General features: G+C 41.3%; 23 protein-coding genes, 1 tRNA gene and 1 pseudogene. 14 read left to right on the forward strand and 11 right to left on the reverse strand.

Annotation, left to right across the window (positions count from 1 at the left end; all coding sequences use genetic code 11):
- The first annotated feature begins 172 nt into the window (after positions 1 to 172).
- From H6H03_RS11335 to H6H03_RS11345, 3 genes are all read left to right on the forward strand, one after another.
- Positions 173 to 613, forward strand: a complete 441-nt coding sequence (locus H6H03_RS11335; protein WP_190955232.1) for a hypothetical protein — start codon at positions 173 to 175, stop codon at positions 611 to 613.
- Between the two features lie 102 nt (positions 614 to 715).
- Positions 716 to 1,237 carry a hypothetical protein gene (locus H6H03_RS11340; protein WP_190955233.1) on the forward strand — a complete coding sequence of 174 codons (522 nt, stop codon included), beginning with the start codon at positions 716 to 718 and terminating at the stop codon, positions 1,235 to 1,237.
- Positions 1,238 to 1,554: 317 nt separating this feature from the next.
- The gene (locus H6H03_RS11345) at positions 1,555 to 2,193 is read left to right on the forward strand and encodes a histidine phosphatase family protein (protein ID WP_190955234.1); all 639 of its coding nucleotides are present in this window, start codon (positions 1,555 to 1,557) and stop codon (positions 2,191 to 2,193) included.
- Positions 2,194 to 2,344: 151 nt separating this feature from the next.
- On the opposite strand, the gene H6H03_RS11350 is transcribed toward H6H03_RS11345, so the two are convergent.
- The 4 genes from H6H03_RS11350 to H6H03_RS11365 all read right to left on the reverse strand — a co-directional run bounded on the left by H6H03_RS11350 (position 2,345) and on the right by H6H03_RS11365 (position 3,932).
- A complete protein-coding gene (locus tag H6H03_RS11350) occupies positions 2,345 to 2,698 on the reverse strand; it encodes a hypothetical protein (protein ID WP_313931831.1) in 354 nt (117 codons plus the stop codon).
- Positions 2,699 to 2,717: 19 nt separating this feature from the next.
- Positions 2,718 to 3,137 carry a type II toxin-antitoxin system VapC family toxin gene (locus tag H6H03_RS11355; protein WP_190955235.1) on the reverse strand — a complete coding sequence of 140 codons (420 nt, stop codon included), beginning with the start codon at positions 3,135 to 3,137 and terminating at the stop codon, positions 2,718 to 2,720.
- Positions 3,134 to 3,424, reverse strand: coding sequence for a hypothetical protein (locus H6H03_RS11360; protein WP_190955236.1), 291 nt, complete (start codon positions 3,422 to 3,424; stop codon positions 3,134 to 3,136). Before H6H03_RS11360 ends, H6H03_RS11355 begins: the two co-directional genes overlap by 4 nt.
- A gap of 160 nt (positions 3,425 to 3,584) precedes the next feature.
- Positions 3,585 to 3,932 (reverse strand): hypothetical protein, encoded by a 348-nt coding sequence (locus H6H03_RS11365; RefSeq protein WP_190955237.1) that lies wholly within the window; start codon positions 3,930 to 3,932, stop codon positions 3,585 to 3,587.
- Between the two features lie 384 nt (positions 3,933 to 4,316).
- Between H6H03_RS11365 and H6H03_RS11370 the strand changes: the two genes are divergently transcribed.
- Positions 4,317 to 5,444 (forward strand): succinylglutamate desuccinylase/aspartoacylase domain-containing protein, encoded by a 1,128-nt coding sequence (locus tag H6H03_RS11370; RefSeq protein WP_190955238.1) that lies wholly within the window; start codon positions 4,317 to 4,319, stop codon positions 5,442 to 5,444.
- 214 nt (positions 5,445 to 5,658) lie between these two features.
- Here H6H03_RS11370 and H6H03_RS11375 read toward each other — a convergent pair whose 3' ends face one another.
- Positions 5,659 to 6,465, reverse strand: coding sequence for a CPBP family intramembrane glutamic endopeptidase (locus H6H03_RS11375; RefSeq protein WP_190955380.1), 807 nt, complete (start codon positions 6,463 to 6,465; stop codon positions 5,659 to 5,661).
- A gap of 252 nt (positions 6,466 to 6,717) precedes the next feature.
- The gene (locus tag H6H03_RS11380) at positions 6,718 to 7,158 is read right to left on the reverse strand and encodes an AbrB family transcriptional regulator (RefSeq protein ID WP_190955239.1); all 441 of its coding nucleotides are present in this window, start codon (positions 7,156 to 7,158) and stop codon (positions 6,718 to 6,720) included.
- Between the two features lie 1,540 nt (positions 7,159 to 8,698).
- On the opposite strand from H6H03_RS11380, the gene H6H03_RS11385 reads away from it, so the two are divergent.
- Positions 8,699 to 9,712, forward strand: a complete 1,014-nt coding sequence (locus H6H03_RS11385) for a succinate dehydrogenase/fumarate reductase iron-sulfur subunit (protein WP_190955381.1) — start codon at positions 8,699 to 8,701, stop codon at positions 9,710 to 9,712.
- A gap of 165 nt (positions 9,713 to 9,877) precedes the next feature.
- Here the strand turns inward: H6H03_RS11385 and H6H03_RS11390 are convergent, their stop codons facing one another.
- On the reverse strand, positions 9,878 to 10,405 hold the full coding sequence (locus tag H6H03_RS11390) for a TolB family protein (protein WP_190955240.1): 528 nt from the start codon (positions 10,403 to 10,405) through the stop codon (positions 9,878 to 9,880).
- Positions 10,406 to 10,413: 8 nt separating this feature from the next.
- Between H6H03_RS11390 and H6H03_RS11395 the strand changes: the two genes are divergently transcribed.
- A complete protein-coding gene (locus tag H6H03_RS11395; RefSeq protein WP_190955241.1) occupies positions 10,414 to 10,584 on the forward strand; it encodes a hypothetical protein in 171 nt (56 codons plus the stop codon).
- Between the two features lie 163 nt (positions 10,585 to 10,747).
- Here the strand turns inward: H6H03_RS11395 and H6H03_RS11400 are convergent, their stop codons facing one another.
- From H6H03_RS11400 to psbX, 3 genes are all read right to left on the reverse strand, one after another.
- Entirely contained in the window at positions 10,748 to 11,305 is a 558-nt protein-coding gene (locus H6H03_RS11400; RefSeq protein WP_190955242.1) for a TolB family protein, read from the reverse strand.
- Positions 11,306 to 11,351: 46 nt separating this feature from the next.
- Positions 11,352 to 12,272 (reverse strand): Ycf66 family protein, encoded by a 921-nt coding sequence (locus H6H03_RS11405; RefSeq protein ID WP_190955243.1) that lies wholly within the window; start codon positions 12,270 to 12,272, stop codon positions 11,352 to 11,354.
- A gap of 249 nt (positions 12,273 to 12,521) precedes the next feature.
- Positions 12,522 to 12,641 carry a photosystem II reaction center X protein gene (gene psbX / locus H6H03_RS11410; RefSeq protein WP_190955244.1) on the reverse strand — a complete coding sequence of 40 codons (120 nt, stop codon included), beginning with the start codon at positions 12,639 to 12,641 and terminating at the stop codon, positions 12,522 to 12,524.
- A 260-nt stretch (positions 12,642 to 12,901) separates the two neighbouring features.
- On the opposite strand from psbX, the gene H6H03_RS11415 reads away from it, so the two are divergent.
- Positions 12,902 to 13,195 carry a YggT family protein gene (locus tag H6H03_RS11415; RefSeq protein ID WP_190955245.1) on the forward strand — a complete coding sequence of 98 codons (294 nt, stop codon included), beginning with the start codon at positions 12,902 to 12,904 and terminating at the stop codon, positions 13,193 to 13,195.
- A gap of 112 nt (positions 13,196 to 13,307) precedes the next feature.
- Here H6H03_RS11415 and accC read toward each other — a convergent pair whose 3' ends face one another.
- Positions 13,308 to 14,651: an acetyl-CoA carboxylase biotin carboxylase subunit gene (gene accC, locus H6H03_RS11420; RefSeq protein ID WP_190955246.1), complete on the reverse strand. Its 1,344-nt coding sequence runs from the start codon at positions 14,649 to 14,651 to the stop codon at positions 13,308 to 13,310.
- 437 nt (positions 14,652 to 15,088) lie between these two features.
- Here accC and H6H03_RS11425 point away from each other — a divergent pair.
- The 7 genes and pseudogenes from H6H03_RS11425 to H6H03_RS11455 all read left to right on the forward strand — a co-directional run bounded on the left by H6H03_RS11425 (position 15,089) and on the right by H6H03_RS11455 (position 22,501).
- Positions 15,089 to 15,169 (forward strand) — tRNA-Leu (locus tag H6H03_RS11425).
- Positions 15,170 to 15,422: 253 nt separating this feature from the next.
- Positions 15,423 to 16,052: a chorismate lyase gene (locus H6H03_RS11430; RefSeq protein WP_190955247.1), complete on the forward strand. Its 630-nt coding sequence runs from the start codon at positions 15,423 to 15,425 to the stop codon at positions 16,050 to 16,052.
- A gap of 880 nt (positions 16,053 to 16,932) precedes the next feature.
- The gene (locus H6H03_RS11435; RefSeq protein ID WP_190955248.1) at positions 16,933 to 18,627 is read left to right on the forward strand and encodes a DUF3352 domain-containing protein; all 1,695 of its coding nucleotides are present in this window, start codon (positions 16,933 to 16,935) and stop codon (positions 18,625 to 18,627) included.
- A gap of 158 nt (positions 18,628 to 18,785) precedes the next feature.
- Positions 18,786 to 19,859 (forward strand): c-type cytochrome biogenesis protein CcsB, encoded by a 1,074-nt coding sequence (gene ccsB, locus H6H03_RS11440; protein ID WP_190955249.1) that lies wholly within the window; start codon positions 18,786 to 18,788, stop codon positions 19,857 to 19,859.
- A 265-nt stretch (positions 19,860 to 20,124) separates the two neighbouring features.
- Complete coding sequence (locus tag H6H03_RS11445) at positions 20,125 to 20,433, forward strand: KGK domain-containing protein (protein WP_190955250.1); 309 nt, start codon at positions 20,125 to 20,127, stop codon at positions 20,431 to 20,433.
- A 143-nt stretch (positions 20,434 to 20,576) separates the two neighbouring features.
- Positions 20,577 to 21,584, forward strand: coding sequence for a tRNA lysidine(34) synthetase TilS (gene tilS / locus H6H03_RS11450; protein WP_190955251.1), 1,008 nt, complete (start codon positions 20,577 to 20,579; stop codon positions 21,582 to 21,584).
- A gap of 107 nt (positions 21,585 to 21,691) precedes the next feature.
- Positions 21,692 to 22,501: pseudogene (locus tag H6H03_RS11455) on the forward strand (Rpn family recombination-promoting nuclease/putative transposase).
- The last annotated feature ends 32 nt before the right edge of the window (positions 22,502 to 22,533 follow it).

A 22,533-nucleotide genomic window follows, 5' to 3' on the forward strand; every position in this document is an offset into this window, starting at 1 on the left:
ACTTGAGCTAAAGAGATGATGTAGAGACGTAATTAGTCACGTCTCTACACTCATTACAGAATGTTTTTAATTAGAGATTTATCTGTCAAAATCGAAACTTTACAACTTTTATTAGCTGGGATTTACTAGCTATTTAGTTTATTATTCAAGGCGTTTCCTTAGGAGGAAAAAAATGATCCTATTCCAACAAAGCCGCAAAATATTAGCGACTTTCGTTTTAATTGTAGTGCTGATGATAACTACTGCTTGTGGTAGTAGTACTGTGTCACAAGTCGATCGCCCAACAACCGCACCAGCAATTGGTCGAGATGTAGCTTACGCAGAGTTAGAGCGTGGCAATACCCCAAAAGGACAAACTTTTGGTAACTGGGTTGTGCAAACATCGCAAGGATTAATCAAAGATGCTTATGTTCGTGATAACAACAAATTAGGTGTTGTAATTTCTCCTCAAGTTCGTCCTAACGAAGTCCGACCATTAGCAAAATCTTTAGTTCAAGGTTTTCGCAAGAATTTCCCAAATCAAGACTTGAAAGTTTTGGTTTATAGCCCTGACAAGCAATTAATTTTGACTACTGATTACGACGTTCAGACTAATCAAGTCAAGTATAGCTAATTGCTGAATTTGTAACCAAGCAACCAGGCTTTTGTAGAGACGCGATGAATCGCGTCTGCATGGAATTAGGGAAATTGAACCATAAAAAAGGAGATTGAAAAAATGACAAGTAATCAAGAATATAGACGGGAAATAATGAAAGATTTGGCTGGAGGAAATGTAGAATCTCTGGATGAGCCTACAGCCAATTCAACAACCGAATATCAAAATTTTGATGATTTTGCCCAACGCACAACGCCAGATCAACGTAAGCACTTATTTGGTCGATCTTTACATCCAGATCGAATTCCTACTAGCCAAATGGAGCCAGAATTACAACAGGCGATCGCCCAAATTAAACCAAACGAACGCGATGATGTAGCTAGGGGCTTTTTCAAACACTTAAAAGAAAGAGGATTAGACGATCGGCATCTAGAACAACAGTTGGGTCTTTCTACACATAACCCAAACCGTATGAGTGCTGATGATGTTAGCAAACTTGCGTCCTTTGTTTATCATAATCACCCTGATATTTTCCGCGAAGTATTAGCAGATCAACCAGCGATTATCAAATTCCTCAGTAATCCTGTAGTGGCAAGTATTATCGGGATTGCAGCTGCTAAATGGCTAGGTAGTCGCAAATAAATTCGTTATTACTGCCTTCCTGCTAAAAGAATACCTAAATTTTTTAATTTAGACTCGTAGCGCTTGGCCGCCGGGTATCGTAAAGGATGCAAATGAAAAGATAGGTAATTTGATAGCTCAAGGGAGTAATCTGTTGTGTTGCGTAACAAAGTGTGGTGGGCATAGCCCACTTTTTTTTGCCTAATTTATTTTCTGAATTCTGTTATATATCCAAAAATTATAGTAACATACCACAGGCATTAACTATCTTCAATTACACGCGATCGTTAGCGCTCTTAAATTCATACTCTTAAATTCATAATTGATGAGAATATACTATGAGCCTAACTCTTTATTTTCTCCGTCACGGACAAACAGAATGTAGTCGTAATAATTCCTTTTGTGGTTCTCTAAACTCAGAACTTACCTCAGAAGGCTTGGAAATGGCAAAAGCTTTTGCTGCTGCATACACTTCTACATCTTGGACAGCAATCTTTTGTAGTCCAATGCAGCGAACTTTAGACACAGCAAAACCTTTATATCAAGCCATAGGGATGGAACCAGAACTTAGAGATGGTTTGAAGGAAATTAATTATGGTGAGTGGGAAGGAAAAACCCCAGAAGTAATTAGCCGTCAATATCACGACGATTATATTCGTTGGTCAGCAGATCCCGCTTGGAATGCACCAAATGGTGGAGAAATGGCAGTTACAATTGCTTATCGCGCTATGCAAGTAATTGAAGAAATCAAGCAAAATTACAGTAGCGGCAATGTTTTAGTAGTTTCCCACAAAGCAACTATCAGAATTATTTTGTGTAATTTATTAGGAATTGATGTCGGACGTTTCCGCTTTCGTTTGGGATGTCCTGTGGGGTCGGTCAGCGTAGTAGAATTTACCTCACACGGGCCGTTGTTAAAATTTTTGGCAGACCGTACTCATTTGGATGAACGTTTGCGAAATCTACCAGGAACGTGAAGAGGATGCGGGAACGGGGAGAATGAGGGAGGAGTTATTTATTCTTCTGTTGGTTTTCAGTTTATGGTTCTGTGTATTTGCAGAAAACGTTGATGCCAATTTTGAGAATATATAATACGACGATTGTGGCGATGTCTACGACGGGCTACGCCTACGCTCCATCAATCGGTATTCCATGTACTGCTGCAACTGCAACCAGTGAGCCAATGATAGTGTTGAACAAAGAAGCACTACCGGGATTATTCGTGTACTCTTTGATTTTGCCCCGCAAACCATCATCACCACAGATTTCGGCGCGAATTTCATCAAGGGTGAGTTGCAAGAGAGATTTTTTGCCCTGACTATAATCTGTTTTGCCGACTTTCTCTTGCCAGAGTGCATCAAAAGTAGTTTCTAAATTGCCATTGTGTTGTTGTAGAGTAGTAAGGGCTTGTTGCGCTGAAGTGTCGTTTGCCAGAAGTTGCTGAAACTCTTGGATTTCGCCAGAGGTTAATTGGAGATTCATATATATTTAACTTAGTTATTTATTGACTGTTTGTTACTTCCTGAATCAACTGTTCAGGAGTGAGAATTCGGGGAGTATTAACTGGAAAATCTCCAGAGTTGCGAGTAATAATAGCATCTAAATGATTGAGTACCGCAGTGCTGTATTGAATGGCGTCTTCAAAATCTGCGAAGTTAGCGGTTAGTGCCATGTTGATTGTGGCACTGTCTACTGTGGCGACTTGACAGAAAGTTACAATTCTATTTAAAAGGGATAAAGCAGATGCTCGACCTTTATCTTTGCGAATGATGTAGTAGAGGTCACTAAAAGTAGAAGCAGAAAGATAACCTTCTATTTGTTTTTGATAAATAAATGAGAAGACTTGTATAGTATTGCTGTAAAAAGGATGGCGTTCAAAAGCAAAATCCAAAATTATATTAGTGTCTAGTAAGACTCTCACAGATTATGTTTCTCCTTCAAATATTCCCATTTGGCTTGGTCGGGATCAAAATCTGAAGGAGTCGGTTCTGTACTTTCTAACCACTCTTTTAAAATGGGTATAGAGCATTCCACTATTCTTTTTTGCTTTGCTGGCTGGGAATTAATTTGAGTCTCTGTAGAACTTTCCACAGATGGAACTGGCTGCAAAATAATCACTTCTACCGTTCCTGGGGCAATATTCAAAGGTTCATCAATAATTAAATGACCTAATTCATCAATTGTTGCGTTTAGCTTGTAGGCTTGCATATTGGTTTTCCTCATCTATATATAATTAAATAATATTTCAGGCAATTTCACAGATTATATTTCTCCTTTAAAGCTTCCCATCGGGCTTGATCTGGGTCAAAGTCTGGTGGTGTGGCTGGTGCATTTTCAAATAAAGCTTCAAATACTTTAATTTTAGACTCTAGGATAGAACACTGCTGTAAATGTTGCGTAGGTGTAGCCCGTTGTAGACATTTGCACTTGTAAATAAGCGCCTTGTCGTGACAAAAATAACGATGTTGATCATGAAAGCGATCGCTTTAGTCATGAAAACGATCGGTTTGGTCATGAAAACGATGCCTTTGTTCATGAAAACGATCGCTTTGGTCATGAAAGCGATCGCTTTGGTCATGAAAGCGATGCCTTTGGTCATGAAAGCGATGCCTTTGGTTATGAAAACGATGCCTTTGGTTATGAAAACGATCGCTTTTGTGGAAACGCTTATGCGATCGCTAACAACGCTTAAACAAAACTTATGAATCAGTAACACGCGCTAGGTAAAAATCTTCGTTAGCGTCAACTTAGCGTGTAACCCTTTTTAAATCTCCCAGGTAGGCAGAAAATTCAACAACATACCAAGCAAGTTTCCTAAAATTAAGGTAATCAAGGGCAAGGCGAGGATTTTCATATCCGCGTTGCCAGGAAAGTTGGATTGTTTCGCTTTGATGGGTGATTCGCAACCAATTTGTTGCCATTGCTGCTGTGCTGGTTACTGGGTTATTTGATGTTAGCTTAATTTAAGTAATTCACGCAGAGGCGCATACTTCGACTTCGCTCAGTAACCAGAGGCGCGGAGATGGAGATTGAGTTTTTGTAGGTTTTAATTTAGTACAGATATAGCGATAATGTACTCAAATTATCAGCGAATTATTTTATGCTGCCAGTTATTGAGACTATTCCTTTACGTCAGATGGCTTCGGGCGATCGCCTTTTTTTACAACTATACAAATTCATCGGCGCTCAACCTGGTAAAAAGGTTTATATTCAATCTAATTTGCATGGTGCAGAAATCTCTGGTAATGCCGTCATTCACCAACTAATTGAGTTTTTATTAACAATAAATGATACAAATTTGGCTGGGGAAATTTGGCTTGTTCCCGTTTGTAATCCAATGGGCACAAATGAACGCGCCCAGCATTTTTCCCCTGGGCGTTACTGCGTTTACGAAGCTAAAGACTGGAATCGCATATTTTGGGATTACGAGAAAGAAGCTGATGATTTAGTAGCTTTTACTAAATCTCAACTTCATGATGATCTAGAGGTCGTTCGACAAAATTATCTAACTATAATTAAGCAAGAATTCGCAAAAATTTTAGAAAAAATTAATTCTCCTAGTTCTGTGCCCTATACTGAGCTTTTTCGCTACAAATTACAAAGTATCAGTTTAGACGCAGATTATTTAATTGATTTGCATAGCTCTACCAATCAGGGTTTAGACTACGTTTATTACTTCCGAAATCGAGAAGAAAGTGCCAAATACTTCCTACTTAATTTGGGAATATTACTCGATAAATATGATGGCGATGCTTTTGATGAAGCGTTTATCAAACCTTGGTTAGCGCTAGAAGCTTGTTTTCAAGAGTTTGGTAGAGAAATCAAGTTTGATGTGGAAGCTTGGACGTTAGAATTGGGAGCAGGAATGCAAATGAATCCTAATTCAGTTGCTAAAGGGGTACGGGGTGTGAAAAACTATTTAGCAGAAAAAGGTGTATTGAAAATTCCCCATCTTTCATCTGAAACCAAAACCCATGAAATGAATTTTGTATCCAGTCACAACAGGAAAAAATATTACGCGATCGCTGGTGGTATGGTTCAAGAAAGAATCGAATTAGGTAGCTACGTAAAAACGGGAGAAAAGCTATACCAAATTCTCAGTTTCAATAAAGAAAATCAGCTACCTATTCTCATTGATGTCTATGCCGAACAAGATGGATTAGTTTATGATGTTGCAACTAATCAAGCTGTGAATGAAGGTGAATTTGTATTGGGAGTTATTAGTTAGGATAACGGTTATGAATTAAGACAATAAACCTCTTGCAAAAGTGTTTTTTGCAAGAGGTGGGAAAAGGTAAAAGGTTAAAGGGGAAAGGAAAATACCAAACCTTTCCCCCTTTCCCTTTCCCCTTTTCCCTACTTCTGCAAGAAGTCTAATAAACGCGATAAATGCCTTTGTAGAGACGCCGATTTATCGCGTCTCTGTTATTTTGTATGCCTAATCAAAAATATTTAGACAACAACCAGATAATTACTCCAGTTCCCAGTAAACAAATAATTCCTGCAAAGCCAGCTAGAGGTTTTTTGTTCTTACCTGTGAACCAGTCAGAGACTTTACCTGTGTAAGTAATGAGTTCTGCTGTATCTATGGTAGCGATCGCCCATACCCATCCAGCGTGCAATCCCCAAGCTAAACCCAAATTACCACCATCGGCAAACCGCGCCAACACCAGCACCATTCCCATCAGCCACAATCCAGGGAGTTGAGGTACAGTTTCGCGTTGTTCCCAAACCAGATGTAACACAGCAAAAATCAAGCTAGAAATTATTGCTGCTAACCAAATCGGGTAATCCTGCAATAATTCAGTCAACAAAAAACCGCGAAAAACTAACTCTTCTATGCCACCAACTAACAAGGCGATCGAGAAAATCGGTAACAAGATGGGTAGTAGTAACTTGATATTCGACTTTTCAAAAGAACACCAACCTAACCCAAATTGTCCACTAAATACAATAGCTAGGCTCAGCACTCCCAACCCAAAACCGAATGCTAAAGACTTTACAATTGAGAGATTGACAACAAGACCGTAATCCAAAAAAGATCTATTCACCAACCAACTAACTCCCCAGATAACCAGGGGAGCTAATAGGTAAAGTGACACCAACAACGGCATCTTTTGCTCTGGCTGGAAAAGCTTTGTAGGTTGCCAATTGAGCAAGAGTCCTGATATTGTTACCACTGGTAACCAACACCCTAACCAGCAAATTAGGAATACCATCACTACAACTAGTGCAGGTGCATTTTCCATAAATGCCAGTAAGGCGTTGACCGAAAGCTCAAAAAAATTTGTCAACACAAACAAAAAAACACGATAGACTTCTTGCACTATAGATTTCCTGTTGATTAATCAAGACTCTACCAAACTTACTGACTCTGGCAAGTGGTCTAATCGTATTTTTTACCTCGACAAAATTCTCTCAACAGCGCTACCAGTTTGCTGTTGAGGTAAGGAAAAGTTGCCAAGTATCCACCTGCAACTTATCCCTACCACCAGCTTTATTTACTCTTCCTCGTCTAAATCTTCATCCGATTCGTCGTCAGAGTCTAAATCTGGTGAGGTTAGTTTTTTATCACTTTCACCAAGTTGAATCAGGTGAATATGCTTGTATCCCAACCTAATTTCAAACTCATCTCCAGGCTTTAAGCCCATTGCTTTGGTATATGTAGCACCAATGACAATTTGACCATTTTGATGGACACTAACGCGATACGTCGGTTCGCGACCGCGACCATCTTTTGGTGCTTCAGGACTAAGAGGAATTCCCCTAGCTGATAGCAAAGCGTCATAAAAATCTGTGAGATTGACGCGAACCTGATTATTCTTAGTAACAGTGTAATAGCCGCACTGCTTAGCTCTTTCTCGGCGTGGTAAAGTGGAAAGTTCTTTTACTTTAGCAAGTAACGCTTTTCCGGTTAATGGCGCGGTTGCAGTTTCACTCATTATGCTCAATTTTTCCTTACTCTCTCCAAACTGATAAACGATGTAGTTTCATGCCAGTATTCGACTTTTTAGCATTTGCATAAAGCTACTTAGGACTCTAATGTGACGGGTGAATTCCTGCTGAACGGAGCCAAAAGCACTTCTATTATGGTTGTTTACAACCTATTAGAGGTCATAGTTACCAAAGAGATTAATTTTGGTGATTTTACGGTAGTTTTAACCATTATTCGCCATTAAAAAGGAAACTATTTTCTCTTTTGGCGCTACTGTAGGGGTGTAATTTTCAGCCACCTTTACAAACTGGCTAGGTTCTACTACAAATGTGTCGTAGACCCAAGAAATTGCAGGTTTTTCACTTTTAGTACTTGCCTTTCTTCCCTTTGAGTTGTAGAGATTTCTCTACTCATACTCAAAAGCTGAGGACAGCATAGTATTTCAATAGAGTCCTATGGGTATACACCCTTTTGTCCTACAAGTAGAGACGCGAATTTTCTTGTCTCTACATTACGAATCAACAAAGCAGTAGTAGCCGCGCTGATGCGGCTATTGATTCTGGTTTTGTTACTTCGTAATTTTATATTAAATACTAGCATGGACTAATAATAGCAAAATACTTGTTTAAATTTGAATTAAAATTGCTGGTAAATTTTTATTTAAATCACTGGACTTCAGGAAGAAAAAACCAGTGACCATTTTTCTAACCCTTGATTGCAAGCGCGAGCATTGTCCTATGGCTTTTATAAAAATTTATCTAATTGAGACGAGCAGTTTTGACCAATGAGTGAAATCCAAGATTTTTTGATTCAGAGGAAGCAAAAAGCAAAAACTCTCGCCTATCTAGGTTTCGCGGTGCAAGAACTTTTCTTTGAAACTCTTAAAAAATTTTTCTAGGTTTATTACCGTCAACTAAAAAGTGGTCAGAGGATTCTGCACGTCTGTCTATGGGAAGAATAAATCTCTTAACATATGTTTAGCCCCCAATTTTCACCAGCATAATGTTGAGCGTGCGCTTTCACATCTATCTATAATCAAAAGATTCGGTCTTTGCCACTGCTTAACAGATTTTGATAGCCAGTTGCTCTGATACAATTTGACATACATTTAATTGGATATTATCGCTAGGTAGGAGATCGACAACAGTCACTCTTGAGGCAAACCACTTTTGCTTGACACTTCTAAACAGATAAATTAAATCCAAAGCTGGGATGACAATTTTGGTGTTTTAGCTCAAAACTGGGCGCAAATCTGTTCTATAGCAATCCTATTTGATTTATAAACTACTCATGTAGGCAGGGAATAGGGAGTAGGGAATAGAGAGTAGATTTGTTTACAATTCATTTAGTACTGCTGTATGGCAGTGCTATAAGTAAAAATTTAATCGTTATCCTTAAACTAGAATCAGTTGCTCTTTTATCGTCAGCTTATTAACATCAGGCTTAGAATTCAGGGTAAAAAGAATATGGCTCACTTTTGGCGATACCTGCCTTGACTGATGATTTTTGAGGCTGGTGAAGCAATTTTAAAATTTTGGTTAGAAGCAATGGAAGTTATTTTTAAGGTAATTCGACAGCAGCAAAATTCCTCCCCTGTTGTGCAAACCTATATCGTGGAGGCTCAACCAGGTAATACAATCCTTGATTGCCTCAATTATATTAAGTGGGAGCAAGATGGAACTTTAGCATTTCGTAAAAATTGCCGCAATACTATTTGTGGTAGCTGTGCGATGCGAATTAATGGGCGTTCGGCTTTAGCTTGTAAGGAAAATGTTGGCAGTGAACTTGCTAGATTACAACAAATACCATCATCCGAAAGTAAAGTAAACGCCATTCCTGAAATCACCATCGCCCCTCTCGGTAATATGCCGGTGATTAAGGATTTGGTTGTAGATATGAGCAGTTTCTGGAACAATCTAGAAGCAGTTGCTCCTTATGTGAGTACAGCAGCACGACAAGTACCAGAAAGAGAATTTTTGCAAACACCAGAAGAGCGATCGCGCCTCGATCAAACTGGTAACTGTATTATGTGCGGAGCTTGTTACTCTGAGTGCAATGCCCGCGAAGTGAATCCAGATTTCGTTGGCCCTCATGCCCTTGCCAAAGCTTATCGCATGGTAGCAGACTCACGAGATAGCGACACCGAAAATCGCCTAGCAAGTTACAACGAAGGTACTAAAGGTGTGTGGGGTTGTACGCGTTGTTTGTACTGCGATAGTGTTTGTCCAATGGAAGTAGCACCGCTAGAACAAATCACCAAAATTAAACAAGAAATTCTCACTGAAAAACAAGCCAGTGATAGTCGCTCAATTCGCCACCGCAGAGTATTAATCGATTTAGTTAAACAAGGCGGTTGGATTGATGAACGTCAATTTGGCTTACAAGTAGTCGGTAATTATTTTCGTGATCTCAAAGGATTACTCAGCCTTGCACCCTTAGGATTGCGGATGTTATCTAGAGGTAAATTCCCCTTATCATTTGAAGCTTCTGAGGGGACAGAACAAGTGCGATCGCTCATTGAATCTGTGCAACAAGAAGAGGAAGTGGGGCATGGGGCATAGGGCACTTGTACTGAGCGCAGCCGTTGGCGCAGCCTCTCGTAGAGAAGTATAGGGCATGGCGGATAGGGAGATGAGGAGAGAAGGGGAACAAGGGAGAAAGATTGTTTCTTTGTCTTTCTTGTCTCCCTTGTCCTCTTCCTATGCCCAATGCCCAATGCTCATTTTTTAACGCGGTTCCTGGGGTATATTCAAAGGTCGTCCGTAACGGTCATATACTAAAACATCCCACTGCCCATTGTTACTGGACTCAAAAGCAATGCGATTGCCATCAGCGCTAATTGTGGGGTTGCGGACTTCTGCTTGGAGATTAGAAGTCAAATTGCGTGATTGGCGTGTTTCTCGGTCGTAGAGAAAAATAGCCGATCGCCCTTGGCGACTAGCTGCAAACACAATAAAACGACCATCTTGGGAAACGCCGGGATGATTGGCGATCGCATCAAACGAATTTAAACCCGATAAATCAACCAAATCACGAGTTAGCGTATCAAACATATAAACGTCTTGGCTACCCCGGCGATCGGTAACAAAAACAATATATCTCCCAGAGATCTGCGGATCTAATTCTGAAGCGAAACTATTAAGACCGCGCCCCCCTGGATCGAAGGGATAACTCAAAATCCGAGGGTAGCCAAAACACCCAGTCAATAAACTTAAGGATATAAATACAGGTATAAAAAAGATACGTTTCATCATAATTGGGCATGGGGCATGGGGCATGGGGCATGGGGCATTGGGCATGGGGATCGGGGGCGTTGCTGAATTTGAATATGAAATTCAAAAATCAACTCTTGTCAACTGTTACTCTGGAGCGACTGGAGCGCGACACCACTTGCTACCCTGCGGCTTCCGCGTTAGCGGTACAAGTCTCTTAACCCGCCCAACGCAGTGGCTTCTCTGCGTGAGCTAAATTCATATTCTCAATCAGCAACGCCGGGATCGGGGAGTATGGGAAGACGGGGGAGATGAGGGGTACACAGGCGAATAATTAATAACCAATGGCAAATGACCAATGCCCCATGCCCTATGCCCCATCCTCTACGGAGGTGTCACAGTTGCACCATTAGGAATATCTAACTCTACATTCGGCCCCCGGTCTAGGACTTCAATATCCCACTGACCACGGCTGGCACTTTCAAAGACAACATAACGCCCGTCTGGGCTAATATTGGGCTTTCTGACCCAACCGCGATAGATTGGCGTGAGGATTTGCGACTGTTGGATGGCGCGATCGTAAAGCGCTACTACTGGTCTACCTTGGTCGCTAGTAATATAAGCGATGTAACGCCCGGTGTAGCTCAAGCTAGGACTTTCAGCAATGGTTTCCTGTCGGTTTATACCCGGTGTGGGAATAAATATTTGCCTTTCCAAATCGTACACCAGTAGCTGTTGATTGCCATTGCGATTAGATACAAACGCTAAAAAGCGCCCATTTCCGCTCAAAGCAGGTTGCTCCTCGGTGTAGCGACTGTTGAGAGAAGTAGGCCCTATGGGAATATCGTTAGAACCACAAGATACAAGCAAACTAGTAAAACCAAAAACCAGGCTCCAATGAATTGGTCTTTGGAGCCACAATCTAGGCGTAAATTTTTTCACCTCAAGTGTTTTCCATTGCCCCTAAATCTACCTCACACCAGTTGTTTTAAACATCGTCATCAAAATCAGTTGAATTATCTGGCCCCTCATTAGGCTTTTCAATTGGGTTGTATGGTACATATTCAGTTGGAATTGCGTCATCATCTTCGCGGGGTCTTCGAGGAGTCGAGTCAGTGGCTGGACGACGCCTTCTTGGTCTGGGAGCAACATCATCTTCGCGGCTTTCTGGTCGCTGTGGCCCATTATTAGTGCGGCGAGAGGGTTTTCTCGCTTCCCCACCAGAACTTTCCCAATCATCAACTTCTCTGGATGAAGAACCCCAATTTTCATCTTCAAAGCTTTGAGAAGGACGACTTACTGGACGCCCAGAACTACGCCGCCGGGTTCTATCGCTTGAACTTGGCCTTTCATTATTGTTGCTGTTGCGACGTTCTGAACGACGGGGAGGTTGATCTTCGTAATAGTCATCACGAGTTGAAATTTCATCTCTGCTAGCACGAATTCGGGCACGCACGGGGCGTTCTTCCTCGTCCTCATAAGGCAGCGGCTCTAAATCTGCATCCATCTGAGCTTCATAGTTCTTGCGATTGCGCTTGTACTGATAATTTCCGCTTACCTCTCGCTCATCATCGACAATGGGAGTGTTGCGCTTAGCTTGCTGGGTAGCTATACTTCTGAGTCGAATACTTTCAACCGCAAAAAATACAGTTGTGCCGACTAAAAGTAATTGACCAAATTGTAGAATCGGGTCTAGTCGCCATCCTTGAAAGACGAGAATGAAGCCGCATAGCAAACCAACTGCCGCAAAAAAGATATCTTGATCTCGTGACAGTTCCGGGCGTACAGTGCGGAGAAAATACAGTGCTGCCCCAGCCACAGCCAGGAAAATTCCTAGAATACTGGCTGAGTTAGCCCCAAAATTTACCTGAGCCAGAACACTGGCTGAGTTCAGCCCAAAATTTATCATTGCTGTTTTCCCAATATCAAATCTATGTTAGCGAGTCACAATTAAAATCACTACTCTAATTAGTCATCATATATTGAAGCTTCAAAGCCTCTGGTAAAGAAGCTCTGAAGCTGTTCACCGAAAAGTAAAAAACATATTTTTCTCAGCTACAAATGTCCCAACGGCAAAAACTGGTGCTTTTGGTGCAATGATTGAAGTAAATAGCTGAGAAACAATCCCTTGTGAGAGTCTATTCGACAATCCGAAGGATTATGAACGTTGAATTTTATCTTTTTGGCTAATGAAAATCAGAGCGCCTGTAATGGGGATCACAACAATTACAGCACCCCAAAAGAGACTCCAAAGAAAATTTGCTAAAGCGGGCGTCATACTTCTCAACCTTTTTTTACACACTTCATAACTAATTTTAATGGTGTAGTACTTTCTTGAGAAGCCTTTGGGCGGGAACTGCCAAACTTGATGGTTACACTTTCTCAAGCAGTGCTTAGTAAATTCAGTGCCCAGTTCCTCTCTATTGAAATAAAATTGTAATGAGAGTGCTTTACAAAGCTTCAAATTTGCTGGCGTTAGCGAAGCGCGGCTTGCCGTTCGCCCAAGTGTTTTTTATTCACAGATAGTTGCTGAAACCGATGACTGGTGTTGACCTGACTGCTTGGATTCTTGGCCCACTGTTAGGCCTGATGACATTTTTATTTATATTTCGCATTATTCTTACTTGGTATCCCCAAGTCAATCTGAATCGTTTGCCCTTTAATTTAATAGCTTGGCCTACTGAACCATTTTTAATCCCTTTACGAAAACTCGTGCCACCCATCGGCGGAGTGGACATTACCCCCATTATTTGGGTTGGTATTTTTAGCCTGGTGCGAGAAATTCTCTTAGGCCAGCAAGGATTATTAACTATGCTGGCTCATGTAAATTAGTTATGAGCATGGGGCATGGGGCATGGGGCATGGGGCAAGGTGCAAAGAAAGATCCCCCCTTTTCCCTTTCCCCTTGGCGAAGCCATCTCCCCAGTCCCCAGTCACCAGTCCCCTAGCCGTTCATCTCCTGCACAAAATTTGTATACACGTTACCCTGTAAAAACTGTGGAGTTTCCATGATTTTTTGGTGAAACCCGATAGTAGTGGGTAATCCGGTAATGGCACATTCCCGTAGTGCGCGTTTCATGCGGTTAATAGCAGTAGGGCGATCTGGCCCCCAAACAATTAATTTGCCAATCAAGGAATCGTAATAAGGGGGAATTTGGTAATCTGTGTAGACATGGGAATCAATGCGAACACCAGGACCCCCAGGGGGGAGATAGCCGCTGATCCGTCCCGGAGATGGGCGAAAATCATGATCGGGGTCTTCAGCATTAATCCGACATTCGATCGCATGACCACGCAAAACTACTTCGTCTTGGGTAAGCTTGAGTCTTTCCCCTTGGGCAATCCTGATTTGTTCAGCAACCAAGTCTACTCCAGTAATCATCTCTGTTACTGGATGTTCTACTTGAATTCGGGTGTTCATTTCCATAAAGTAGAATTTACCGAATCTATCCAAGAGAAACTCGATAGTGCCTGCCCCAGTGTAGTTAATGAATTGGGCAGCCTTGACAGCAGCTTGTCCCATTTTCTCCCGCAGGTCTGAATCAAGAGCCGGACTAGGAGCCTCTTCTAATAACTTTTGATTCCGGCGCTGAATTGAGCAATCTCGTTCGCCTAAGTGGATGACATTGCCGTAGTTATCAGCCAAAACTTGAAATTCAATGTGCCGAGGACGTTCAATAAATTTTTCTATGTAAACGCCAGAATTACCAAAAGCTGCTCCTGCTTCCCCTTGGGCTGCTAGAAAAAGTTTGACAAATTCGTCTTCAGAACGCACCAAACGCATACCCCGGCCACCGCCACCTGCTGTGGCTTTAATCATTACTGGATAGCCGATATCCTTAGCGAATTGTAATCCTTCTTGCTCAGATTCTACTAACCCATTACTACCCGGTACTGTCGGAACTCCAGCTTTTTGCATGGTTTCTTTAGCAGTAGATTTATCCCCCATCAGCCTGATAGCTTCAGGAGTTGGGCCGATAAAGGCAATGTCATGGGCAGCACAGATTTCTGCAAATTTGGCATTTTCCGCCAAAAACCCATAACCTGGATGAATAGCAGTGGCATTGCGAGTCAATGCAGCAGCAATGATATTAGGAATATTCAAATAACTCTTACTGCTAGCAGGTTCGCCAATGCAAACCGCTTCATCAGCAAGTTGAACGTGGAGAGCATTACGGTCAACACTGGAGTGAACCGCAACTGTCGCAATTCCCATTTCTTCACAGGCGCGGAGAATGCGAAGGGCGATTTCTCCCCGATTGGCAATTAATATTTTGTCAAACTTCATTTTGGAGTTTCGATATTAGTACCAGTAGATTGACATTTTCTCCCATCTGATTTGCAACAACGCTTTCGCGTTATTTCAAATTATGACAGGAGATTCCCAACCTTCATCTTCACCAAAGTCAAGAATTGGGCTTGCTGCCTTTACGGGGCTTAACTAGATTAACAACATTGCTGTTGCTAATCTTGTCCAGTTTCCCAAATTAGTATCTCGCTCAAAAGGCATCACCTTTTAAACGACAGCTTTTGTCCCCCATTGTGCCTCTTACAATAGCTCTAACCCTTTTAATATCACTTGTGCATCTGCTACATTTCTGTCAGTCTGATACCGCCTTGAAGAAATTTATAAAACCGTACACTGAAATTTTTCGGAACTGGAACTGAGAACTCACCTTACTATAATTATTTTCTTATGCTATAGTCTATATTTAGACAACATGCGCGGATGTGGCGGAATTGGTATACGCGCACGCTTGAGGTGCGTGTGGCTTTGCCTTGCGAGTTCGAGTCTCGCCATCCGCATTTTTAGTTTACTCATCAAGGGTCAATAGTCTAAGGGTCGAAACACCTGAGACTGTTGACCCTTAAATCTTAAGTGGGCATGGGGAGATGAGGAGCAGGGAAGATGGGGAGCAGAGGAGCAGAGGAGAATAATAACTCGAAACTCCCAACTCCTAACTCTTAACTTCCAATGACAAATGACCAATGACTAATAACTAATGACTCTATGATTTTTTATGCTTTTATAGAGATAGGTGAAGTTTTGTAAAAAACATTGACTATTACTTTTACGCCAACGAACAACTTAACACTGCCATCAGCTTGGCATCGCCTGAATCCGATTTGGCAAGGAGGGGAGGAAGTAATTCAAAAAAGTTTGCCTCACACTCAGCTTGCACCCGCTTGGCAGCTACTACTTTTGGGGGACGGTTCACCAACACGTCACTTAGAATTGCTCACAGGTGAGCCTACAGAAGTAGATGTGATCGATATGTCATTAATTGGTATGGACTTGGATAATGCCCCTGACTTAATCCAAGCTGTGCCAGGGCCGCGACTACGGCGACAAGTGTGGCTGCGTACTGCTTCTGGTCAGCGATTAGCTTATGCAACTTCTTGGTGGGAAGCCAGCCATGTAGATGAGTATTTGCAAAATCGCTCATTACCAATTTGGGCTAGTTTAGCTCGTCTCCGCACAGAGTTGTATCGGGATGTACGAGGAATTTATTACGGTTATTCTTCGGCCCTACAGTCAGGTTTTAACGTAAATGGCCCTTTTTGGGGTCGTCACTACCTTTTTTGGCATCATGGACAGCCGCTTACCTTGATTTATGAAGTTTTTTCGCCTTATTTAACGAAATATTTGGGGCCTATGCAGTTAAGTGCTGTGAATGCTGAGGTATAGTGGCGAAAAAGCGACGATTTGGGCAATTTGTAGTAGAAACGCAGAATTTTGTGTCTCTACTCAAATATTGCCAATATGATTAATTTTTAATTATTTAATTTTTGATTTCAAAAAATTAGCAGTTATTACTCAGTAAAAATAACTGTTGTTCTAGTTTTAAATAATACTATTTTGCTTAAATTATAATTTAATAAACTATTTAGATTCCTTTATTGGCAACCAATACAAAATACCAGATACTGAATTATTTTAGGTTATATAAAGTCAAGATAACAGATAGCAGTTCTGTAAATATAAGGAAGTGTAAATTACTAATGACTTGCAGCTTTGCCAACTTAGTTATATCCTCGAATTGCCTGAAATAGGGAATTGAACTATCGAAGACTTTCCACAGAGGCATCCTTTCAAAGGAAGCATTCTGCGAAATTCAGCAAAGCGTGTTAAAAAAGGTAACTAACCACTAAAACAGCGCTTTTGAAACAGTAGGAAAATTGATTACGGAAATACAATCGATGTCTAGGGTGGAAAAATTTTTCCACTTAGCTACCCTAAATAACGAAAAACTTTTTGGTTAACCGTGCCGATTTTAAATTTTAGATTATTTCGGTTCGTGCCCGTGCCTCGTGTGCGGAACAAATCTAAAATCGGTCTTGAAAAGTTCAGTACCCTGCGGTATCTCGCAGGTAGACGTTCGCAAGCTCGCTAAAGGTTGCGCGATCGCCAAAAGCCGGCGCTCTGACTTTTCACAAAACTTAAAACCCTTAAGCTCTTACCCAGAGTGGTCGGGGTCAATCGAAAATCCAAAATTTAAAATCCAAAATTGATTGACTTAAGCAATCAAGTAAGTAATGAGTTTGCAAGTATGAGGTATTAGGTTTCAATGGCACCGCCTCTTGTGTCTGTTCCCATGAAGAAAAATAAGAAACCGTCTTTGGTGCTGACGTTATCGTCTGCTGGGTTATTAATTGCTGCCGGAAGTGCAGCATATTGGTTGCAAAGACAACCATCTTGGAACGATTTGCTAGTAGGTGCAAATATTATTCCTGGTGATGCTTTGTTTGCGGTTTCCTTAACAACAGATCCCCAGCAATGGCAAAAATTACGGGAGTTTGGGACAAAGGAAACCCAAGCAGAACTAGATAAAAATTTAGTACAGTTGCGCGATCGCTTTCTAACTAATAATGGTTACGACTTCCAGAAAGATATTGCTCCTTGGGTAGGCAATAACGTTACAATTGCGATTCTGGGGCCAAAAACAGCAAGTAAATCCGCATCCAAACCAGTTACCACCGATGAAAATCTGACTGGAGATCAGCAGTCAATGGTAATGGTGTTACCAGTAAAAAACTCAGAAATAGCTAAAAGCATCTTCGCACAACCCAAAATCCTCAAACAAGGCAAATGGGTTGACCGCACTTATCAAGGAATTGCCATCAAACAAAATCAGGGACAATCAGGAGAAAACTTTTCGGCAGCATTGCTAGATGGACATTTCTTAGTGATAACTGATAGTCCCAAAGCTACAGAAAGAACGATTGATGCCTACAAAAGTCAAACATCCCTAGCTACAACAGGGGGCTTTGCAGAAAATTTCCCGAAAATCGCCAATAAACAGCCCTTTGCCCAGTTTTATGTCAATGTACCAACAGCAGCCAAAATAGCTGCTGCTACTCCAAACCGCCCTTTACCTGCTCAAGTTTTAGCTCAACTGCAAAATAACCAAGGTTTAGCAGCGACTATGACCTTAGAGCCAGAAGGAATCCGCTTAAAAGGCGTTTCTTGGCTAAATCCCAATAGTCAACGCGTGCTGTCGGTGGAAAACAAAGCCGGGAAAATGCAAAGTCGCCTACCAGCAGAAACCTTAATGATGCTCTCTGGCGGAAACTTACAGCGGTTGTGGGGAGAATATGTTTTAACATCTCAGAGAAATCCCCTCTCACCCATTGCACCAGAACAACTGCGAGGTGGTATAAAATCTCTTACCGATCTCGATTTAGATAAAGATTTACTCAGTTGGATGAAAGGCGAGTTTTCCTTATCAGTGATTCCTAACACCCCAAAAGAAGGTTCACCAGATAATTTTCGTGCGGGTTTGCTGTTCATGGTACAAACAAGCGATCGCAAATTAGCCCAAGCAGCTATAAGTCAGCTTGATGAAGTAATGACAAATCAATACCAGTTCCAAGTCCAACCGGGGAAAGTTGCAGGTCAACCCGTTGTTAACTGGGTATCACCTTATGGTACTTTAACCGCCACCCACGGCTGGTTAGATGGAGATGTAGCTTTCTTTGTAATGGGCGCTCCCATCACTGATAAAATTCTTCCCAAACCCAATAACACACTAGCTAGTACTCTTCCCTTCCAGCAAACAGTTCCTACAGAACCCAATCCGACAAATAGTCAATTTTTCCTAGATGTAGAACGAACTGCGAAAAATTTTCCGTTACCAATTCTGATCCCCAACCAACAAACTTTGCTAGGTGCAACGCGCTCAATTGGCATGACATCTGCTGTTAGCGATAGTCGTAGTAATCGTTATGACATTTTTATAGCACTCAAAAAAGTGAGTAAATAGGGGATGGGGCATAGGGCGGAGTTAAGAATTAAGAATTATTATTCTCCCCTATGCCCCATGCCCAATGCCCCATACCCTATTCCCCATTCCCCTCTAATACAGATAGGATCAGAACAGTCAGAATTGATATTTTAAAGAATCCACGGAGAGAAGACTTTATGAATCTGGTTGTACTCCAGAACTGGCTGGACAATGCTTCCTTTGCCGTATTATTCCTGACAATGCTGGTGTATTGGGGAGGTGCGGCTTTTCCGAATCTGCCTTATCTAGCCGCTTTGGGGACAGCTGGGATGGCGATCGCTAATTTGTGTATAGCTACACTGTTAGGGGCACGATGGATAGAAGCGGGTTATTTTCCTCTCAGCAATTTGTATGAATCTTTGTTTTTCTTAACTTGGGGAATCACTACAGTTCATCTGATTGCTGAAAATAGCAGCCGTAGCCGCTTAGTTGGAGTTGCGACAGCTCCGGTGGCAATGGCGATCGTGGCTTTTGCTACGATGACGCTACCATCCCAGATGCAAATGTCAGAACCCTTAGTACCTGCTTTGAAGTCAAATTGGCTGATGATGCATGTCAGTGTCATGATGTTGAGTTATTCTGCTTTGATGGTAGGTTCGCTATTGGCGATCGCTTTTCTAATTGTCACTCGCGCTCAAAACATCCAACTACAAGGGAGTTCTGTTGGTACTGGTGGCTATCGCAGCAACGGCTACCGTTTACACAAAGCAGCTGAACTGACTTCTGAATCACCAGCACCGCCTGTGGAAAATAACGGCTTTGCTCGTTTTGAAAGTACTAGCAATGGTAACGGTAACGCTAACACCGCTGTTTTGGGTTTAGTCACAACAACCCCAATCGCAAATCCCAAATCCGAAATCCCAAATTCTGAACCTCTTTCACCCCAACGCCTTAGCCTTGCCGAAACTCTCGACAACATCAGCTATCGCATTATTGGACTAGGATTTCCCCTGCTAACAATTGGCATTATTGCTGGTGGCGTTTGGGCTAACGAAGCCTGGGGTTCTTATTGGAGTTGGGACCCTAAAGAAACTTGGGCGTTAATCACTTGGTTAGTGTTCGCCGCCTACCTCCATGCCAGAATTACTCGCGGTTGGCAAGGTCGTCGTCCCGCAATTTTAGCCGCCACCGGCTTTGTTGTTGTTTGGGTTTGTTATCTCGGTGTAAATCTTTTGGGTAAAGGTTTGCATTCTTACGGTTGGTTTTTCTAAAAATCTCAGCAAAATAGTGCTAAGTGTTAAGTATTTTTTACTCATCACTTAGTACTTATTTCATACTCCTATTTGATTGTGTGAAAAAACTCGCCCTTAACTCAAAAAGGGTGATTCCGGACTCCCAACTCCCAACTCCCTGCCTAAATAAATAAGCTGACAAATCAAACCCAATTTTCAATCACAAAATTTACAAAATCATCATTTTATTTCGGATGAACTGCTAAATCTGTGGAAATTATAGATTTAGTAAGAGGAGATTTTTATGGAAGATGGATTTGAAAGACTAAATCACGATGAAGTTGTGTCTATAGAACCAGACACTTTTAACAAGTTAAATATTGCTAAAACTTTTAAGGTTCGTGATTTAATTACAGCAATTAAGGATTATCTTGGAGCAGAGGGAACAAATGAAGTAAATTTGTATACCGAAGGATTAAATTGTGAAGTTTTACAATTTAGTACTCAGGGATGGAAAAAAGGAAAAGTTAGGCTTGCTTTAGAATTTTGCCCTGAAGGCTCTGAATCACCACTTGATGAAATTTTTCAAAAGCTCAAACAAGTAGAAAACTAAAATGATTCATAATTCATAATTCGTAATTGAATTATGAATCATTTTCGGTGGTTTTTTAGCAGTTCAACAAAATTAAATAAGATTTATATACAGACTGATACAATAAAAAATTGGTTGTGTCCATCTGCGGTAAAAAATTGAAAATGGCATGGACTCCTCTACATGCAAAAATACATCGCACTATTCGATCGCGCCATTTATTTGAGCGTCATCAAAGGCTATTAATCGCTGTTTCGGGTGGACAAGATTCCCTGTGTTTAATTAAATTACTGTTAGATTTACAACCAAAATGGGAATGGCATTTAGGTATCGCTCACTGCGATCATCGCTGGCGTTCTGACTCCCAAGCTAATGCTCATCACGTAGAAAAGTTAGCTAAAAGTTGGGGTATATCGTTTTATTTAGAAACAGCCAACGAACCTATAAATAGTGAAGCTGCTGCACGGGATTGGCGATATGAAGCTTTAAGTGCGATCGCCCAAGCAAATAATTATCAATATATTGTTACAGGACATACCGCAAGCGATCGCGCTGAAACTCTCCTCTACAATTTAATTCGCGGTACTGGTGCTGATGGTTTGCAAGCCCTGACTTGGCAACGCCCTTTAACTACAGGCATTATCCTAGTGCGCCCACTTTTAGAAATTACTCGCACACAAACACAGCAATTTTGTCAAGATTTTCAACTACCAATTTGGGAAGATTCCACTAATCAAGATTTGCAATACGCCCGCAATCGCATCCGTCAAGAGTTATTGCCATATTTGCGGCAAAATTTTAATCCTCAAGTAGAATCAGCCTTAGCTCAAACAGCAGAACTTCTGCAAGCTGAAGTGGAATATTTAGAAAAAGCTGCTGGGCAGTTGCGGGATAGCGCATTGGGCATGGGGCATGGGGCATTGGGCATGGGGGATGAAGAAAATTCTCTTATTACTTTACGGTTAAATCGTCGAGTATTGCAGAAAGCGCCATTGGCATTGCAACGTCGCGTAATGCGTCAGGTATTGCAGCAAGTACTTCCTGATGCGCCTAGTTTTGAACACATTGAAAAATTAACCGCTTTGATTACAGCACCAAATCGATCGCAAACCGATCCTTTTCCTGGTGGTGCGATCGCTCAAGTACAAGGCGATTGGATTTGTTTGAAATAGTTTTGAGCATAGCATTTATATAAAAAGCAGGAAAATAATTAATATATTTGTAGATATTAACCATAGAATTAATACTAATCAATCAAATGAATAATTTCAATATTTAAGTGAAACGCGACTCAATTTATTACCAAATTTTTAAGCGCTTTCCTGGGTTACTTTTTGAACTCATAGATTACCGTCCTGAGCAGGCAGAGAACTATCGATTTGAGTCCGTTGAGGTGAAAGAAACAGCCTTTCGTATTGATGGCGTCTTTTTACCTCCAGAGGATGTAAAACCCAGAACTATCTTTTTTGCAGAAGTTCAATTTTAGAAAGATGAAGCTCTTTATCATCGGTTCTTTACTGAGTCGATGATGTATTTAAACCGGAATTAGTCTCAATATGATGACTGGTATTGTGTGGTAATTTTTCCATCACGCAGTTTGGAGGCAAGCGATACCAGAACTCATCGAATATTTTTAAACAGTGACCAAGTGCAGCGCATTTATTTGGATGAGTTAGGCACTTTCAATCAGTAGCCAATAGGCATCAATTTAATGCAGTTAACAATCGCCTTGGAGAAAGCGATCGCACAACAAGCTCGTCTATTAATTCAACGAGTACAATTAGAGTCAACAGACGCACTGCCGAAAAACGAAATCATAGATATTATTACCACAATTGCTGTTTATAAGTTTTCGACCTTGAGTAGAGAGGAAGTAGAAGCTATGCTGGGATTGACTTTACAAGAAACAAGAGTTTACCAAGAAGCGAAAGCTGAGGGTCGAGAAGAAGGTCGAGAAGAACGGGAAGCTGAAATGCTGAAAGTTACTGTCCCCCTATTACTAAAAACAGGGATGAGTGTAGAAGAGATTGCTCAACAACTCAATGTTGATGTAGCATCTGTCCGGCTTGCTGCACAGCAGAATGCCTAGTCACCCGCCTTGAACTTTAGTTCAAGGCTAAT

Source organism: Nostoc paludosum FACHB-159 (assembly GCF_014698835.1).
GTDB lineage: Bacteria > Cyanobacteriota > Cyanobacteriia > Cyanobacteriales > Nostocaceae > Nostoc > Nostoc paludosum.